The sequence below is a fragment of the Jeotgalibacillus marinus genome (assembly GCF_040801915.1).
Classification (GTDB): domain Bacteria; phylum Bacillota; class Bacilli; order Bacillales; family Jeotgalibacillaceae; genus Jeotgalibacillus; species Jeotgalibacillus marinus.
Genome location: NZ_JBFMIA010000001.1, coordinates 75,087 through 90,720, shown reverse-complemented (window position 1 = coordinate 90,720; position 15,634 = coordinate 75,087). Strand labels below are relative to the sequence as shown.

Annotated in this window: 18 protein-coding genes; 12 read left to right on the top strand and 6 right to left on the bottom strand. The window is 38.6% G+C overall.

Features of this window, described 5'->3' with window-relative positions; genetic code table 11:
• Nucleotides 1-228: 228 nt before the first annotated feature.
• From AB1471_RS00485 to AB1471_RS00440, 10 genes are all read left to right on the top strand, one after another.
• Complete coding sequence (locus AB1471_RS00485) at nucleotides 229-1,539, top strand: pyrimidine-nucleoside phosphorylase (protein WP_367777553.1); 1,311 nt, start codon at nucleotides 229-231, stop codon at nucleotides 1,537-1,539.
• Between the two features lie 225 nt (nucleotides 1,540-1,764).
• Entirely contained in the window at nucleotides 1,765-2,931 is a 1,167-nt protein-coding gene (locus AB1471_RS00480) for a D-alanyl-D-alanine carboxypeptidase family protein (RefSeq protein ID WP_367777552.1), read from the top strand.
• Between the two features lie 111 nt (nucleotides 2,932-3,042).
• Entirely contained in the window at nucleotides 3,043-3,396 is a 354-nt protein-coding gene (gene spoIIAA / locus AB1471_RS00475) for an anti-sigma F factor antagonist (RefSeq protein WP_367777551.1), read from the top strand.
• The gene (spoIIAB, locus tag AB1471_RS00470; protein WP_367777550.1) at nucleotides 3,393-3,833 is read left to right on the top strand and encodes an anti-sigma F factor; all 441 of its coding nucleotides are present in this window, start codon (nucleotides 3,393-3,395) and stop codon (nucleotides 3,831-3,833) included. The genes spoIIAA and spoIIAB overlap by 4 nt, the downstream gene beginning before the upstream one ends.
• Before the next feature lie 13 nt (nucleotides 3,834-3,846).
• On the top strand, nucleotides 3,847-4,596 hold the full coding sequence (gene sigF, locus AB1471_RS00465) for an RNA polymerase sporulation sigma factor SigF (protein WP_367777549.1): 750 nt from the start codon (nucleotides 3,847-3,849) through the stop codon (nucleotides 4,594-4,596).
• Between the two features lie 25 nt (nucleotides 4,597-4,621).
• Complete coding sequence (locus tag AB1471_RS00460; protein ID WP_367777548.1) at nucleotides 4,622-5,239, top strand: stage V sporulation protein AA; 618 nt, start codon at nucleotides 4,622-4,624, stop codon at nucleotides 5,237-5,239.
• A complete protein-coding gene (locus AB1471_RS00455) occupies nucleotides 5,229-5,651 on the top strand; it encodes a stage V sporulation protein AB (RefSeq protein WP_367777547.1) in 423 nt (140 codons plus the stop codon). Before AB1471_RS00460 ends, AB1471_RS00455 begins: the two co-directional genes overlap by 11 nt.
• A gap of 12 nt (nucleotides 5,652-5,663) precedes the next feature.
• The gene (locus AB1471_RS00450; protein WP_367777546.1) at nucleotides 5,664-7,130 is read left to right on the top strand and encodes a spore germination protein; all 1,467 of its coding nucleotides are present in this window, start codon (nucleotides 5,664-5,666) and stop codon (nucleotides 7,128-7,130) included.
• A gap of 84 nt (nucleotides 7,131-7,214) precedes the next feature.
• Nucleotides 7,215-8,528 (top strand): diaminopimelate decarboxylase, encoded by a 1,314-nt coding sequence (lysA, locus tag AB1471_RS00445; protein ID WP_367778100.1) that lies wholly within the window; start codon nucleotides 7,215-7,217, stop codon nucleotides 8,526-8,528.
• A gap of 254 nt (nucleotides 8,529-8,782) precedes the next feature.
• Nucleotides 8,783-9,163, top strand: coding sequence for a GNAT family N-acetyltransferase (locus AB1471_RS00440; protein ID WP_367777545.1), 381 nt, complete (start codon nucleotides 8,783-8,785; stop codon nucleotides 9,161-9,163).
• A gap of 11 nt (nucleotides 9,164-9,174) precedes the next feature.
• Here AB1471_RS00440 and AB1471_RS00435 read toward each other — a convergent pair whose 3' ends face one another.
• The 4 genes from AB1471_RS00435 to AB1471_RS00420 are packed head-to-tail and all read right to left on the bottom strand — an operon-like array spanning nucleotide 9,175 to nucleotide 11,984.
• Complete coding sequence (locus AB1471_RS00435; RefSeq protein WP_367777544.1) at nucleotides 9,175-9,708, bottom strand: DUF309 domain-containing protein; 534 nt, start codon at nucleotides 9,706-9,708, stop codon at nucleotides 9,175-9,177.
• Nucleotides 9,709-9,765: 57 nt separating this feature from the next.
• Nucleotides 9,766-10,296, bottom strand: a complete 531-nt coding sequence (locus AB1471_RS00430; RefSeq protein ID WP_367777543.1) for a spore maturation protein — start codon at nucleotides 10,294-10,296, stop codon at nucleotides 9,766-9,768.
• A gap of 2 nt (nucleotides 10,297-10,298) precedes the next feature.
• Nucleotides 10,299-10,892 carry a nucleoside recognition domain-containing protein gene (locus tag AB1471_RS00425; protein WP_367777542.1) on the bottom strand — a complete coding sequence of 198 codons (594 nt, stop codon included), beginning with the start codon at nucleotides 10,890-10,892 and terminating at the stop codon, nucleotides 10,299-10,301.
• Nucleotides 10,893-10,901: 9 nt separating this feature from the next.
• Nucleotides 10,902-11,984, bottom strand: a complete 1,083-nt coding sequence (locus AB1471_RS00420) for a D-alanyl-D-alanine carboxypeptidase family protein (RefSeq protein WP_367777541.1) — start codon at nucleotides 11,982-11,984, stop codon at nucleotides 10,902-10,904.
• A gap of 371 nt (nucleotides 11,985-12,355) precedes the next feature.
• Here AB1471_RS00420 and AB1471_RS00415 point away from each other — a divergent pair, with 371 nt between their 5' ends.
• Both AB1471_RS00415 and AB1471_RS00410 read left to right on the top strand, forming a co-directional pair.
• A complete protein-coding gene (locus AB1471_RS00415) occupies nucleotides 12,356-13,129 on the top strand; it encodes a Cof-type HAD-IIB family hydrolase (protein ID WP_367777540.1) in 774 nt (257 codons plus the stop codon).
• Nucleotides 13,130-13,290: 161 nt separating this feature from the next.
• The gene (locus AB1471_RS00410) at nucleotides 13,291-13,653 is read left to right on the top strand and encodes a DinB family protein (protein ID WP_367778099.1); all 363 of its coding nucleotides are present in this window, start codon (nucleotides 13,291-13,293) and stop codon (nucleotides 13,651-13,653) included.
• A 144-nt stretch (nucleotides 13,654-13,797) separates the two neighbouring features.
• Here AB1471_RS00410 and scpB read toward each other — a convergent pair whose 3' ends face one another.
• Complete coding sequence (gene scpB / locus AB1471_RS00405) at nucleotides 13,798-14,394, bottom strand: SMC-Scp complex subunit ScpB (RefSeq protein WP_367777539.1); 597 nt, start codon at nucleotides 14,392-14,394, stop codon at nucleotides 13,798-13,800.
• On the bottom strand, nucleotides 14,387-15,145 hold the full coding sequence (locus AB1471_RS00400) for a segregation/condensation protein A (protein ID WP_367778098.1): 759 nt from the start codon (nucleotides 15,143-15,145) through the stop codon (nucleotides 14,387-14,389). The genes scpB and AB1471_RS00400 overlap by 8 nt, the downstream gene beginning before the upstream one ends.
• Nucleotides 15,146-15,634 lie beyond the last annotated feature (489 nt).

Here is a 15,634-nt window from a genome sequence, read left to right as displayed (position 1 = left end):
ATTACTTTTTGAACTACTTTTTACTAAGTGAAACGAATGCAGAAGATGATGGATGAATTTATCCTTACTTGTTCAGCGTGTGGAAAAAATTTTGATGAAGGGTGTGTACGCTAAATATCCCGAGCAGTCTTTGTTGTAGGTATGTTTTTTGCCCAAAAAGAAGGATATTCATAATAGTATAAAGAATTAGATTATTGAGAATGAATAGAGGGGATGCGATCGATAACGATGAGAATGATAGATATAATTGAAAAAAAACGTGACGGACAAGCTCTTACAACAGACGAAATTCAGTTCGTAGTAGCGGGCTATACGTCAGGCGATATTCCAGACTATCAAGTAAGCGCATTACTAATGGCAATCTACTTCCAAGGAATGACTGAACAAGAACGAGCTGACTTAACCTTATCAATGGTAGAATCAGGCGATCAGATTGATCTTTCAGCTATTGAAGGCATCAAAGTTGATAAGCACTCTACTGGAGGTGTTGGTGATACAACAACATTAATCCTAGGTCCTTTGGTAGCAGCGATTGATGTCCCTGTTGCAAAAATGAGTGGGCGTGGACTTGGTCACACAGGTGGAACGATCGATAAACTGGAAGCTGTTCCAGGTTTTCATGTGGAACTTACGAGTGATGAGTTCACAAAGCTTGTAAATGAAATAAAAGTAGCTGTAATGGGGCAAAGTGGAAACCTAACGCCAGCTGATAAAAAATTATACGCACTTCGTGACGTTACAGCAACAGTAAACAGCATTCCTCTTATTGCGTCTTCCATTATGAGTAAAAAAATTGCTGCCGGTGCTGACGCGATTGTTCTTGATGTCAAAACTGGTGCTGGTGCTTTCATGAAAGACGAAAAGCAAGCACGTGAGTTAGCAGAAGCTATGGTTCGTATTGGCAATAATGTTGGACGAAAAACGATGGCAGTTATTTCAGACATGAGCCAGCCACTGGGATTCGCGATCGGAAATGCGCTAGAAGTAAAAGAAGCGATTGATACACTAAAAGGTGAAGGGCCAGAAGATTTAACCGAGCTTTGTTTAGAGCTAGGAAGTTATATGGTGTATCTATCCGAGAAGGCCTCTTCACTTGAAGAAGCACGTCAAAAGCTAGAACATGCGATTGACAACGGTAAAGCACTTGAGCGCTTTAAAGAGTTTTTAGCTGGGCAAGGTGGAGACGAGAGTGTAGTGGATAATCCATCAAAACTTCCGCAAGCTGAGCATCGCATTGAATTACCAGCTGAAAATGCTGGAACTGTTTCAGAGATTGTAGCGGATAATGTCGGAACGGCTGCAATGTGGTTAGGCGCTGGTCGAGCAACGAAAGATTCTCAAATCGATCTTGCTGTCGGCTTGATGTTAGATAAAAAAGTCGGTGATAAAGTTGAAAAAGGGGAATCGCTCGTCACTATTTACGCGAATGATCTTTCTCAAGTAGAAAAAGTAAAAGAAACACTTCTTGAAAGCATTAAGATTACTACTCAAAAAGTTACAGTACCAACACTTATTGTTGGTACTGTAACTGGAGAGTAATCGATAATAATTGAAGATATCTTTTTAACCAACAAAACGTCTTCCCCAACATGGGAAGGCGTTTTTATGTTGGGGAAACACATAAATGGTCTCCGCTAAACTCCCATTGAAGAAAACCACAGCACATAAATTTTCTTGGATGTCTAAAAATACTCCTACCTTTTACGTATAAAGTGACCTTTCTAGGAAAAAATAAACCAAAAGCATGTGGAGGGTTCGATCACAATGACGAAGTGGATCCAAAGAGTTTTATGCATAGTATTGGTGTTTTCCTTAGTACCAAAAACGATGTTGGCAAATGAACAAAAAACAGCTTTACCATTAGATGATGTAAAATCAGCCATCTTGATTGACCAGCATACAGGAATGATCGTATTAGAAAAGAACAATGATGAATCATTACCACCCGCATCGATGACAAAAATTGCAACGATGCTACTCATTATGGAAGCGATAGAAACGGAAAAAATTTCTTGGGATGATGTCGTTACAACAAGTGAGAATGCCGCTTCAATGGGTGGATCTCAAGTGTATTTGAAAGTAGGAGAAGAGATGTCGGTAAGAGATCTGGTCAAAGCAATTGCAGTTGCTTCAGCGAATGATGCATCTGTAGCAATGGCTGAGCATATTGCTGGATCTGAAAAAGCTTTTGTTCAGCAAATGAACGATAAAGTAAAATCATTAGGACTTAAAAACACAGTCTTTAAAAATACAACAGGTCTTCCTGATAAAGGGCATGTCAGTTCCGCATACGATATGGCTCAACTTGCAAAAGAACTTCTTGCGTATGAAGAAATCATTGATTTTACAAGCATTTATGAAGATTATTTACGGGAGGACAGTGACGATCCATTTTGGTTAGTAAACACAAATAAACTCGTTCGATTTTACGATGGAGCAGATGGATTAAAAACAGGGTTTACAAAAGAAGCCATGTATTGTTTAACGGCTACCGCTAAAAAGAAAGATATGCGCTTTATTGCTGTTGTATTTGGAGCACCTACGTCAAAAGAACGAAATGAAATCGTCACTTCGATGCTCGACTATGGATTTAAGAACTACGAAAGCAAAACATTAGAAAAAGAAGGCAAAATGGTCGCTGAAGTGCCAATTGAAAAAGGCTCTCCATTTCTCGTCAAAGGCGTATTGAGTGAGCCGTTGTCTTGGTTAGCTCCAGTAAAAAATAGTGATCAACAAGTGGAGAAAACACTCGAATTAAAGTCGGATTTAAAAGTACCAATTAAAAAAGGGCAACAAATAGGCAGTATGTCACTCATTGTCGATGGCGAAGAAATGTCGTCAGTTCCAATCGTAGCGAAAACGGACGTCCAACAAGCTTCATGGGGTGAATTACTTGGTCGTTCGATAAAAGAAATGATAATGATTCGCTAAGTAAAAACAGTCGAATGCGCACTAGTTTCTTCTATTATTGTCAGCATGCAGGATTTAAGAATAGCCACGCGGAATTGTCTTTCTGAACAATAAATTTAAGGAGGGAACCGAATGGCTTTCACTGTCCAAGCTGAAATAAAAAAAGACGTGTTACTTCTTCGCATGCAAGGTGAACTTGATCACCATGCGACTGAAAAAATTCGAGGAGAGCTAATTGAGTTAATGGAAGAACAGAACATTAAGCACATTGTTTTAAATCTTGCAAAACTAGACTTTATGGATAGTTCAGGTCTTGGCTTAATGCTTGGCCGATACAAGCATTTGCAAAAAAAAGAGGGAAGTATGGTCATATGTGCGATTTCAAAACCAGTGAAACGACTGTTTGAAATGTCAGGTCTATTTCGTATTATGGTTATCGAGCCGTCAGAGGATCAAGCGTTAATGAGATTGGGGGTAGCGGGATGAACAACCATGCAGCTTTTAAATTCCGTTCAATTAGTGACAACGAAGCGTTTGCGAGAATGGTCGTTGCATCCTTTGTAGCATCTTATGACCCAACCATTGGTGAACTTACCGATCTTAAAACAGTCGTATCAGAAGCGGTCACGAATGCTATTATTCACGGTTACGAAGGTCGAGATGATCAGTGGGTGTATATGACACTTACGATGGAAGACAACGTTCTGTCGATTGAAGTAAAAGATGAGGGCTTAGGGATGAGTAACATTGAGGAAGCAAGGCAACCTCTTTTTACAACTAAGCCAGAAATGGAACGATCAGGAATGGGCTTTACAATAATGGAGCATTTTATGGATTCTGTTGATGTGTCTTCAGTACATTCACAAGGCACAACGATTCGAATGAGTAAACACTTGGCCTCCGTTCAGGCTGGGTGTCACTAAGGGTGCAAAGTCCATGAGTGCGAAGACGACAATTAGCCATGAAACCGTTCGGGAATGGATACGTCAAAGCCAAGCTGGAGATCAAGAGGCAAGAAGTAGGATGGTTGAAAATAACGTTAGACTTGTATGGTCAGTCGTTCAGCGGTTTTTAAACCGTGGACACGATGCCGATGATTTATTTCAAATCGGTTCGATTGGTTTATTGAAAGCGGTTGATAAATTTGATTTGTCATATAGTGTTAAGTTTTCAACCTATGCTGTACCAATGATTATCGGTGAAATACAGCGCTTTTTACGTGACGATGGAGCCGTAAAAGTAAGCCGTTCCATCAAAGAGCTTGCCATTAAAGTAAAAAGGTCAAGGGAAAAGTTAAGCAGTAAGTTTGGACGTCTTCCTACCATATCGGAAATAGCCGAAGATTTGGAGGTGACGATTGATGAGGTTGTGTTATCACAAGAAGCCTCTCGGTCACCGACTTCGATTCATGAAACGGTATATGAAAATGAAGGGGACCCTATTACGTTGCTTGATCAAATGGCTGCGAAAGATGAAGAGCAATGGTTTCATCAGCTTGCGTTAAAAGAAGCGTTATTAACCTTAGAGAAACGAGACCGAGTGATTATTTTCCTCCGCTATTACAAAGACTGTACACAATCTGAGGTAGCGGATCGTTTAGGTATATCCCAAGTGCAAGTCTCCCGAATTGAAAAAAGAGTGCTGCAATCTATACGGAAATGGATGGATGACGTAAAAGAGGCGTAAACTAAAAGAAAGGAGGAGGAGAGCCATGTCTCAAACTGCCTATATTAAGCTAAAGCGAACAACTAACATACAAAAAGGCAATTCAGTTTTATTATCTGATATAGCAAATATTACTGCCCCTGTTACATTAAAGAAAAGGATGCCTAAGTTAGAATTAATCAGTACAGAACAGAATACGTCAGAAACGTACGTGTTGATCGATCAACTGGATGTGCTTGATTTAATGAAAAAGGACATGCCAACTGTAAATGTTGAGTTTTTAGGTGCTTCAGCTACACTTATCCAACTTAAAGATCCAGAAAAGAAAGGCTCTCTTCCGCTTTTTCTTTTTGTGTGGAGCTTACTTTTTGTAGGTGCAGGCTTAACTATTATGTACTTCCATGAAGACGTCGGTATGAAAGAAACACAAATTACCCTTGTTCAGATGATGACAGGTAAGGAGACGGAGCATCCGCTATGGTTTCAAATCCCTTATTCTTTTGGACTTGGACTTGGTATGATCCTATTTTTTAATCATCTGTTTCAAAAGAAATTCAATGAAGAGCCTAGTCCACTGGATGTTGAAGTGTTTAACTATGAACAGTCTTTAGAAGATTATATTGTGGATCAAGAACGTAAAAAAAGGGCTCAAAATGGTCAGTAATGTACTCGTTTCCTTTGTAGGTTTAGCTTCAGGGCTTGCTGTTGGAGGGGGCTTTGTTGCATTTTTAACTGTCCTTGGAATTATTCCTAGACTCATACAACTGCTTGGGTCAAAGCAGCGTTTACGAGCATTAGAAGGAGCGATTGTGCTAGGAACATTAATGGGGGTAGGGGGAAGTTTATACGATGTACAGACAAGCTATGCCGTCCTATTAGTACCTATTGTTGGACTGTTATCAGGAGTTTTTGTTGGGATGCTTGCTGCCGCGTTAACAGAAGTGCTTGATGTGATCCCGCTTGTCAAAAGAAGGCTGGGTATTAAAGCAAAACTTCAAACGATCATGTTAGCTATTGTATTAGGGAAAATAGCCGGATCTCTGTTTTATTGGTTGCTATTTGTCCCATTTCAGTAAAGGAGAGAGAGCATGCAGTCAATACCTATAAAGGCAGAACACTTAGACGAAATTTTGACAACTAGAGCTGGATTAGGTGAAAGCTATGATTTTATCGTTCGAAAATTCATTATTGCAGGTACACCAGTTCATGTGTATTCAATAAGTGGTCTTTGTGAATCACGTGATATTATACAAATTCTAGAAGAATTAGTCGATACGAAAGTATCTAAACAAGATAAAAGTCAACTATCAGCGATCATACATAATCGATTAATTAGCGAATCCGTAGAAGTGGTCGACACGGTAGATGATGTCATCAGACAAGTGTTTGCTGGACTACTTGCGATTAAAGTTTCAGGGGATCGCCATGTTTATGTTATTGATGTCAGAAGTTATCCAGGGAGAGAGCCTCAAGAGCCTGATACAGAAAAAGTAGTCCGTGGCTCTCGAGATGGATTTGTCGAAAATATTATTATAAATACAGCACTTACGAGACGGCGCATACGAGATGAGCGACTGCGTTTTGACATGATGGAGATCGGTAAACGATCAAAGTCCGATGTCGCTGTGGGTTATATAAAAGATTTAGCAAATGAAGATTTAGTGAATGTAATTAAAAACGAGCTAGAAGCAATTGATATTGATGGCCTAACCATGTCAGACAAATCACTTGAAGAATTTTTGGTTAAGCAAGGGTTCAATCCATTTCCACAAGTACGATATTCGGAGCGTGCAGATATTGCTGCTACCCATATCCTTGAAGGACATGTTTGTATTTATGTGGACACGTCACCAAGTGTCATGATCACACCAACAACGTATTTCCACCACGTGCAGCATGCTGAAGAATTTCGTCAGTCTCCAGCAGTAGGTACATTTATACGTTGGATACGACTAGTTGGAATTATCGCATCAATCGTACTATTACCACTTTGGTATTTACTTGCAATTGATCCCACGCTTAAGCCAGACTCGTTATCATTTTTAGGGATGAAAGATAATGATACGAATGTACCATTAATTGTACAAGTACTCATTGCGGATATTGGAATTGAATTTTTACGGCTCGCAGCTATCCATACGCCTACCCCTTTAGCAACTGCTATGGGACTTATCGCAGCTGTATTAATTGGGCAAATAGCGATTGATGTCGGCCTATTTGTACCAGAGGTTATTCTTTACGTTGCTGTAGCCTCAATCGGGACCTTTGCAACACCAAGCTATGAGCTAAGTGTAGCCAATAAAATGGTTCGAGTAATGTTGCTTTTCTTGGTCTGGCTTCTGCACGTGGATGGGCTTGTCATTGGTCTGACTATTTATGTTTTGTATTTAATGAATATAAAATCATTCTCCACACCGTACCTTTGGCCGTTAGCTCCGTTTCGTCCAAAAGCATTTTTTCAAATTATCATGCGTTTTCCGATGACAAGTGCCATGCTTAGACCAATGATTGTGAAAACGAAGAATAGAGTGAGACAGCATAAGACAGGTGAATGACGTTGCGTTATAATGCTTGATTATGGTACAGTTCTTATAATTATTAACGGATAGTTTTTGTCCAGTGTAGAAAGGAACAGTATGATGCATTATTACGGAACATCAAGCACGAATAAATTAGGTCACTTAACAATTGGTGGAGTTGATACGGTTGAGCTTGGTAAAAAATATGGCACACCACTTTATGTATACGATGTTGCTTTAATAAGAGAGCGATCAAAAGGCTTTAAGCAAGCATTTGAGAGATTAGGTGTACCCTCTCAAGTTGCTTATGCAAGTAAAGCTTTTTCTTCAATTGCCATGATCCAACTCATTGATGAAGAAGGTTTAAGCTTAGATGTTGTGTCTGGTGGAGAGCTATATACAGCAATTAAGGCAGGCTTTGATGCAGAGCGTATTCATTTCCATGGTAACAATAAAAGCAGAGATGAGATTTTGATGGCGCTTGATTACGGGATTGGTTGTTTTGTTGTTGATAACTTTTATGAGTTAAATTTATTGTCCCAAATATGCGAAGAACAAGATAAAAAAGCAAACATTTTGATTCGTGTCACACCTGGGATCGAAGCCCATACACATGATTACATTTTAACTGGACAAGAAGACTCGAAGTTTGGTTTTGATTTGCACAATGGACAAGCAGAAACAGCACTTAAACAGACAATACAAAAAGACCGTTTAACTGTTCTCGGACTTCATTGTCATATCGGTTCCCAAATTTTTGAAACAACAGGTTTTATTAAAGCAGCTGAAAAAATGATTCAAAAACTAGGTGAGTGGAATAAATTATATGATTTTACTTCGCAGGTATTAAATTTAGGTGGTGGATTTGGCATTCGGTACACGAAGGATGATACGCCAATCGAACCATCTGCTTATGTTGAGGACATTATAAGCGAAGTGAAAACATTAATGGCAAAACATTCATTGGAAATGCCTGAAATTTGGATTGAACCAGGTCGTTCACTGGTAGGAGATGCAGGTACAACGTTATATACCGTTGGCTCAACGAAAATCGTACCAGATATTCGCACGTATTTAGCTGTGGATGGAGGGATGAGTGACAATATTCGTCCAGCACTTTATGATGCGCGTTACGAAGCAGTTGTGGCCAATCGGCCGGAAGCGAATCTACATGAAACGGTGTCGATTGCTGGGAAATGTTGTGAATCAGGAGATATGTTGATTTGGGATTTGCCAATCTCAGAAACAACAGCTGGTGATGTTCTTGCAGTTTTTTGTACAGGTGCTTACGGGTATTCAATGGCGAATAATTACAACCGAATCACTAGACCTGCAGTCGTGTTTGTAGAAAACGGGGAAACTACATTAGTCATTAAAAGAGAATCGTTTGATGACCTTATTCGTCATGATCTCCCACTTTACACGCATGAATAGTGGTACAACCGCAAAGGACAATCATGTTTGTAAGGAGTGAAAAGATGAAAAAGAAAAATCGAATTGTTTTCGTGATTTTAATGATCTTGGCGATCGTCTGGGGGATAATCTATTGGTCTTTCATAGTATAATCAACAATTATTCGGTTATTGAACTAATCTTCTTTTTTTAGTATGATAAAGAGCGATAGCAGAAGATACAACTTCCTTGCCTATCAAGGATTTACACTATCATGACCATAATGAGGGATAACTATGCTAATAAGATATAAGAAATCCTTTGAAAAGATTGCAATGGGTCTTATGTCCTTTATGCCAACTGAGAAAGAAATTAAACAGTTGCAGCAATCGATGAAAATGTATGAAGAAGATAAAAGTAATGAGCTTTTTTTATGGAAAGAAGAAGACATCATTGGACTAATTGGTGTCAAAAATTGTGATGATAATTTACTGATCCAACATATTTCAGTAAGTCCGTCCCACCGTAATGAAGGGATTGGCAAGAAAATGGTCGCGACATTGCGAGACATGCATTCAGGTAAAGTGTTTGTGAGTACTTCTTATACAGAAGGCTTTTTAACAAAATGCACGTGTGTAGATCTACCAAATGCTGATCAACAAGACGAAAGCCACTGACTCAACGAGCGTCAGTGGCTTTTCTGTTGGCGTTTTTTTAATTCTTGTTGTCGAAGGGCGATAATGTCTTGACGATCTCGTAGTCGGTGTCGCTCTACAATCATTTCATTTGAGAGATCACTACAGGTTCTCCATCCAAATCCTTTATCTGTACATTTCTCTATACAAATGTGTTCTAATGCTTCATCTTCAATTGGTAGATGGATGCTACTGTAAGGTGTATTCGATTTGATAGCGGCTTGTAACGACTGCATACGATCTAAGAATAACTTCTTATTGATTCCGAATTCTGGAAGATCTTGTTCGTGCAAACGGAATTTAGGAATCGCTTTTTCAACCGTCCGGAGAGCACCTGTCAAGTTGTTTCTTCTATAGTGGTAAAGCGCCACTGCTAATTGTATCCACCCAACCCATATGGAATCTCTGTCCATACGAGTATGTTCTTTCCAATAATGCTCTAATATTTCATGGCATTCAAAATAGTCACGGTCGCCATGAAAATGAACTAAATAGTCAATATACGCATGAGGATAGTTTTTGTTCATCTCCATACCTCCTACCTCACTACAATGATAGCACACAATGATTTTATCCTAAATGATTTATGAAAAATACCAAATGGTGATCAAAATCGCAATGGTCATCCCTGCAATATCTGCTAACAGCCCAATTGTTAAAGCTCGTCCCATCTTTTTAATTCCAACAGCACCAAAATAGACGGTTAATACATAAAGAGTTGTGTCTGTACTACCTTGTATAATCGAAGCGGCGCGAGAGATAAAGTGCTCGGGGCCATAAGTTGCAGTTAGATCTGCCAGCATGCCAAGTGATGCAGATCCAGAAATTGGTCGAATGAAAAGTAAAGATATTAAATCTGGTGGAATGGATAAGAAGGCGAGGACAGGAGATAACGCTTGGTTCATAGCATCTAGCAAACCTGAAGCGCGTAATATATTGATTGCCACAAGCATTCCCAGTAAAAAAGGTAATAGGGATATAGACAATCGAATGCCTTCTTTGCCACCCTCAGTAAATGCTCCATAGGCATCGGTTTTTTTGCTTAATGCATAAAGTAAAATCAGCACCACTAGAAGAGGGAGAAATAAGGTAGAGATCGATGCGATTACATCCAACTTTATCTCCTCCTCTTTTTAATGGTAAAGAAATAAAATATTCGATCCAGTGTTAAAGCAACTAAACAAGAACAACATGTTGCAAGAAAAGCCGGAATGACGATGTCCATCGGTTCAATTGCACCGTGAGTCATTCGAAGTGAAATCACGGTTGTCGGAAAAAGCGTTAAAGCAGCTGTGTTCAAGCATAAGAATGTCACCATAGACCTTGTAGGTACATGTGGATTTGGATTGTTTGCTTGTAATGCAGACATCGCTTTTAACCCAAAAGGTGTAGCCGCGTTGCCAAGTCCAAAAAAATTAGCCGTTATGTTAGACATAATAAATCCTAAGGCAGGATCTTTTGGGGACAGCTCAGGGAATATTTTAACCAGTAGTGGTCTTGTTAGTTTGGTAAGCTTATCGAGTAATCCTGACTGGTTCGCAATTTCCATCATCCCTAACCAAAATGTGAAAACTGCGACAAAGCCAATAACAAGCTCCACCGCTTGTGTTGATGCATCAAACATAGCCGTATTGACTTCTGACACAGTACCATTCCACATACTATACACAATTCCTACGACGATCATCGCAATCCAGATCAGGTTTACCATTTCATCCACCTACCAAAACGATAATCTATTGATCAGTCGACTCCACCAACTAGAATCTTTCCGAATTTCTTTTATAAGGGTTTGTTCATGAATGATTTCTTGATCTAGTTTAACTAGAACAGTTGGTGGGTCTTTACGGTTATTACTGATTTTACTTTCAATAACTAGTAAGGATTCTTCTTCTTCAGTGACAGGATAACGAAAGGCATCTGTTACTGTGTAGTACTCGTTTTCAGCTTGTCCAGGAAGTGGTGGGAATGTGACAGGCTGTAAGATTGTTTCCATTTTATAATTTTCAAATCCATATTCAAACAAACTCATATGATCATTCCAATCATTTGATGCACGAATCGTCACGACAATTAGCTCCATCCCATCACGTTCAGCAACCGTTACAAGCGTTCTTCCAGCTTGTTTCGTATAGCCTGTCTTTCCACCAGTTGCATGAGGGTACAACCCATTTACAAGACGGTGTTTGTTTCTCCAAACGGGAGAAGGATCAATGCTTTCCGCCTTATGGTTCGTTGTGCCAAAAATAGAAGCAAACGTGTCATCTTTCATCGCTTCTTGCGTGAGTATAGCCATATCAAAGGATGAAGAATAATGGACATCATCTAAGTCAAGACCGTGTGGATTGGTAAAATTAGAGTTCTCCATTCCTATTTCTTTTGCTTCTTTATTCATAAGCTTTGAAAATTCTTCCACCGTGCCACTTATATGTTCAGCAATTGCAACAGCAGCATCATTGCCTGATCGTAGCATCAATCCATAGACTAAATCATTCAGTGATACTTTTTGTCCAGCTTTTAAATAAAGGCTCGATCCTTCTGTAATAGAAGCTTCTGAACTGATCTTAACCATCTCTTCAAGATCGCCGTATTTGATGGCTAGATGGGCAGTCATGATTTTTGTGATACTGGCGATTTTTTGTTCATCATGTGCATTTTTCTCGTACAGGACTCGTCCACTTTCTGCTTCGATCAAAATTGCTTGGTCTGCTGAAGCGGATGGGGGATTAGCGGCAGAGGTAGAATAGCTTGCTACAGAAAAACCTAAGATCACAATCATTATGATGCGTAAAACATAAATCAAACTCCTCACCATCCAACATTTATGATACGACTAGCTTATGTGAAAAGATGTTCTTCATGACAAAAAAATGCTTTGTTGAAAGCTTGCATTTGTTCAGAAATCAGACGAGAAATGATCCATATAATTTTGATGTGTAGCTTAAATGTGTAAAGGTGGGCGAGGTTTCCGACTGCGTTAACTCGGTCTGCATGACTGTCCTTATAATTCTCTAGGGAAGATCTCCTCCTCACTACCTGAGTAGACAATTCTAGTCCAGAAATAGTTCTACCCAAGTATATTTTCTGGACTGTTTTTATCAAAATATTGCGTGATATTATATTCGCGTTTATAGTATTAGGGTGTGGTAATATTTGTCTTGTTTGGGGGTTTTTATGGATTACAAAATTGTTTTTTTCGATGTTGATGGAACGATTACGCACCATGAAGATGGTAGTATTTCAAATAATACCAAAGAAGCAATAAAAGCATTAAAAAACAAAGGTCTAAGGGTAGTTGCGGCAACTGGAAGACCGTTATCCATGTGCAGAGAAATAAGAGAATTAGGAATAGATACTTTCATCACAGCAAATGGAGCGTATGTGAAGCACAATCAAAAGGTTATTCATAAAGTGCCGATGGATAAAAATATAATTAAAGAAGTGTTTGAATTTGCGTACACAGAAAATCATGGTCTGTCATTCTTCACTGAAGATTTTAGTATGAACGGTGTCAAAGATCCTAAAATATTAAAAGCATTGAAGGAAACTTTGTCATTGAATGACTATCCTGCAATAAATCAACTGATTTATAAACAAGAGGTATACTTAATGTGTTTGTATGCAACTGACGAAACGGTTGATCAATACATTCATAAATTTCCGTATCTAAACTTTAAAAGATGGCATCCTTTTGTGTTGAATGTATTACAAGAAGAGGTATCTAAATCTTTAGCCATACTAAAAGTTCTACAGTATTTTGACATTGATAAATCGGAGGCTATTGCGTTTGGTGATGGAGAGAATGATATAGACATGTTGGAATTAGTAGGACCTGGTATAGCTATGGGGAATGGGACTGAAAAATTAAAAAAAGTTGCAGATTTCATAACTAAAAAATCAAGTGAAGACGGGGTCGAGTTTGCATTAAAAAAGTATGGGATAATCTAACCATTAACAAAGGAGTTCTTTTTTAAGAAACTCTTATTATCTTAATTAAAACCATCAATTATTAATACGTTTCGTAGGCTAAATAAGAAATAGACTTCCGAAGTAGCCCTAGCTCGCTTTTAAAATATTACTTTATTTTTGGAGTGATTTGATTGATAGATATGTTTCTGTATAATTGGCAAATCAGAGAAGAATGGTTTAAATGGTGTGAAACAATTTCAAATGAGGAGCTCACGAAAAAACGTATCGGTGGTATGGGGAGCATTATACATAATTTATTTCATGTAATTGATTGCGAACAAATATGGGTTAATCAAATGAAGGGGGAGCCTGTTGTCACAAAAGATATTAACTCAATAGCTACTCTTAATGATATTAAAAGATTTTCCAATCTAACAATGCGAATTACCCAAAGTTTAATTGAATCGTTGACTCCTGAACACATTGGCCAATTATCCGTATGGTCTAGGGAAATTGGGTTAAAACCAATTTCATCTGATTTAATTGTTAGAGAATATTCTTAATGAAAACCCCACTTCTTTTTGGCTAATTTAAGAAGTGGGTATCATATGGTTTCGTGTAATTAAATTAATACGCTCTTTCACAACAGTTTTAAAACCCACATCACCAATGCTTTAATTTAAGATTAATCTGTAATAGAGGTAGCTTTATCCCTCTTCAGTTGTAAAAGAATTTTGCAATGTTTTAAAAAATAAGTCTGTTTCCTCGTCACCTTCAAGCTCCTGAACATCGTCAGGTAGTGAGGGTAACTGAGATAAATCCTTTAGTCCAAAATAATCAAGAAATTCACCTGTCGTCCCATAAAGAATAGCTCTTCCGGCTCCTTCTGCACGTCCTTTTTCTTTTATAAGACCTTTGGACACGAGCGTTTGGAGAGGTCGGTCAGTCTTGACCCCGCGAACATCCTCGATTGCCATACGAGTGATGGGCTGACGATAAGCTATAATAGCGAGCGTTTCAAGTCCAGCTTGAGAGAGAGTTGAATTGGTTGGACTTTCTACTAGTCGCTTTATATAAGATGATAAATTCCGTTTGGTCGCAAATTGGAAGGTTCCAGCAAGCTCGACAATGTGTATCCCACGAGATGCTTCTTGCAGATAACGTTCTTTCATGTCTGTCATGTGAGTTAGGATATCTTCTTCGCTTAGTGAAAGAACATTTGCTAATTGAGCAATGTTAAGCCCTTCATCCCCAGCAGCGAAAAGAAGGCTTTCAATAATGGCTTGTATTTCATGTTTATCCAACCATGGTCACTCCTTTTGATGCTTCAACCATTATCTCTGAAAAGTTTTCATCTTGATGAACCACGACCTCATTCCGTTTCATCAGTTCAAGCACTGCTAAAAATGATACAATCATATGTGGCTTTTCTGCAATCGGAAAAAGGTCGTGAAAGGGATGTAATCCGCTTTTTTTTCTTAATTGATTCAGGATTTCATCCATCCGTTTATCAATAGAAATTTCTTGACGCGTAATTCTTGTTGACATTGGTCGTTGAAGTTTTTTTCTACGTAAAAGCTTATGAAACGCCCCGAGTAAATCATGAAGGTCATGTTCAAGACCTTCTATAGATTCTTGTTTGGTTGATTCATATTCTGATAAGTCTGTTGGAGGTTTGGTAAAAAAGCTTCCTCGGTCTTTTTCTTTGTCCTTTAACTCTGAGGCGGCCATTTTGAATTTACGGTATTCTATCAAGCGTTCAACGAGTTCATCACGAGGGTCATCCTCCTCAAGTGATAGATCTTCATCATTCCAGTCTTCTTCTTGTTTTGGTAAAAGCATTCTACTCTTGATTGCCAACAAAGTAGCTGCCATCACTAAATACTCACTTGCAACATTTAACTCTAGTACATTCATCGCTCGAATATAAAGCATATATTGTTCGGAAATTTCTGCCATAGGAATATCATAAATGTCGATTTCAAGTCCTTGTATTAAATGAAGAAGGAGATCTAATGGTCCTTCAAATGCTTCAACTTTAACGTTGTATTCCATATGTATCACCATTTTCTTTGTTTCATTAACCAGCACAAGCACTGCTCCTCTAGGTCATTGAGTAGGAAATGGACATCTCCCTCTGCATTGTATCTTATGCTTGTCGGATCTGAACGAGCCACTTGCGCTTAACTAGTATAGATCATTGTGTCATCACTTCCAATAGGTGATTCTTTTCATTTTAAAAAGCAGCACCTTAAACACTTAGAAAAGCCATAGTGAAACCGTTTAATTAATGTCAACTATAGTCAATAATTAAACGGAGGGATCAACTATGGAATCAGTCCCATTTATCACACTAACACGCGCTTTTAAACATCTTAGCAACACAGAGGCAGGTGAAATATAACAGGGGCTTAAAACCATCCTTAAAAGGTAGGTTATAGTGGACGGTCATAAACCAACCCTTGCTATATCCTTAGAGGTGGAATTAACTAAGCACTTCCATGTAATAGTGCAATTTACGATAAAATATCAAACTGAATATTT

Coding starts and splice junctions, on each gene's coding strand:
- AB1471_RS00485 (WP_367777553.1), top strand. CDS start 229: ATGAGAATGATAGATATAATTGAAAAAAAACGTGACGGACAAGCTCTT.
- AB1471_RS00415 (WP_367777540.1), top strand. CDS start 12,356: ATGGATTACAAAATTGTTTTTTTCGATGTTGATGGAACGATTACGCAC.
- sigF (WP_367777549.1), top strand. CDS start 3,847: ATGAGTGCGAAGACGACAATTAGCCATGAAACCGTTCGGGAATGGATA.
- AB1471_RS00460 (WP_367777548.1), top strand. CDS start 4,622: ATGTCTCAAACTGCCTATATTAAGCTAAAGCGAACAACTAACATACAA.
- spoIIAA (WP_367777551.1), top strand. CDS start 3,043: ATGGCTTTCACTGTCCAAGCTGAAATAAAAAAAGACGTGTTACTTCTT.
- spoIIAB (WP_367777550.1), top strand. CDS start 3,393: ATGAACAACCATGCAGCTTTTAAATTCCGTTCAATTAGTGACAACGAA.
- AB1471_RS00435 (WP_367777544.1), bottom strand. CDS start 9,708: ATGAACAAAAACTATCCTCATGCGTATATTGACTATTTAGTTCATTTT.
- AB1471_RS00450 (WP_367777546.1), top strand. CDS start 5,664: ATGCAGTCAATACCTATAAAGGCAGAACACTTAGACGAAATTTTGACA.
- AB1471_RS00410 (WP_367778099.1), top strand. CDS start 13,291: ATGTTTCTGTATAATTGGCAAATCAGAGAAGAATGGTTTAAATGGTGT.
- AB1471_RS00440 (WP_367777545.1), top strand. CDS start 8,783: ATGCTAATAAGATATAAGAAATCCTTTGAAAAGATTGCAATGGGTCTT.
- AB1471_RS00480 (WP_367777552.1), top strand. CDS start 1,765: ATGACGAAGTGGATCCAAAGAGTTTTATGCATAGTATTGGTGTTTTCC.
- AB1471_RS00400 (WP_367778098.1), bottom strand. CDS start 15,145: ATGGAATACAACGTTAAAGTTGAAGCATTTGAAGGACCATTAGATCTC.
- lysA (WP_367778100.1), top strand. CDS start 7,215: ATGCATTATTACGGAACATCAAGCACGAATAAATTAGGTCACTTAACA.
- AB1471_RS00425 (WP_367777542.1), bottom strand. CDS start 10,892: ATGGTAAACCTGATCTGGATTGCGATGATCGTCGTAGGAATTGTGTAT.
- AB1471_RS00455 (WP_367777547.1), top strand. CDS start 5,229: ATGGTCAGTAATGTACTCGTTTCCTTTGTAGGTTTAGCTTCAGGGCTT.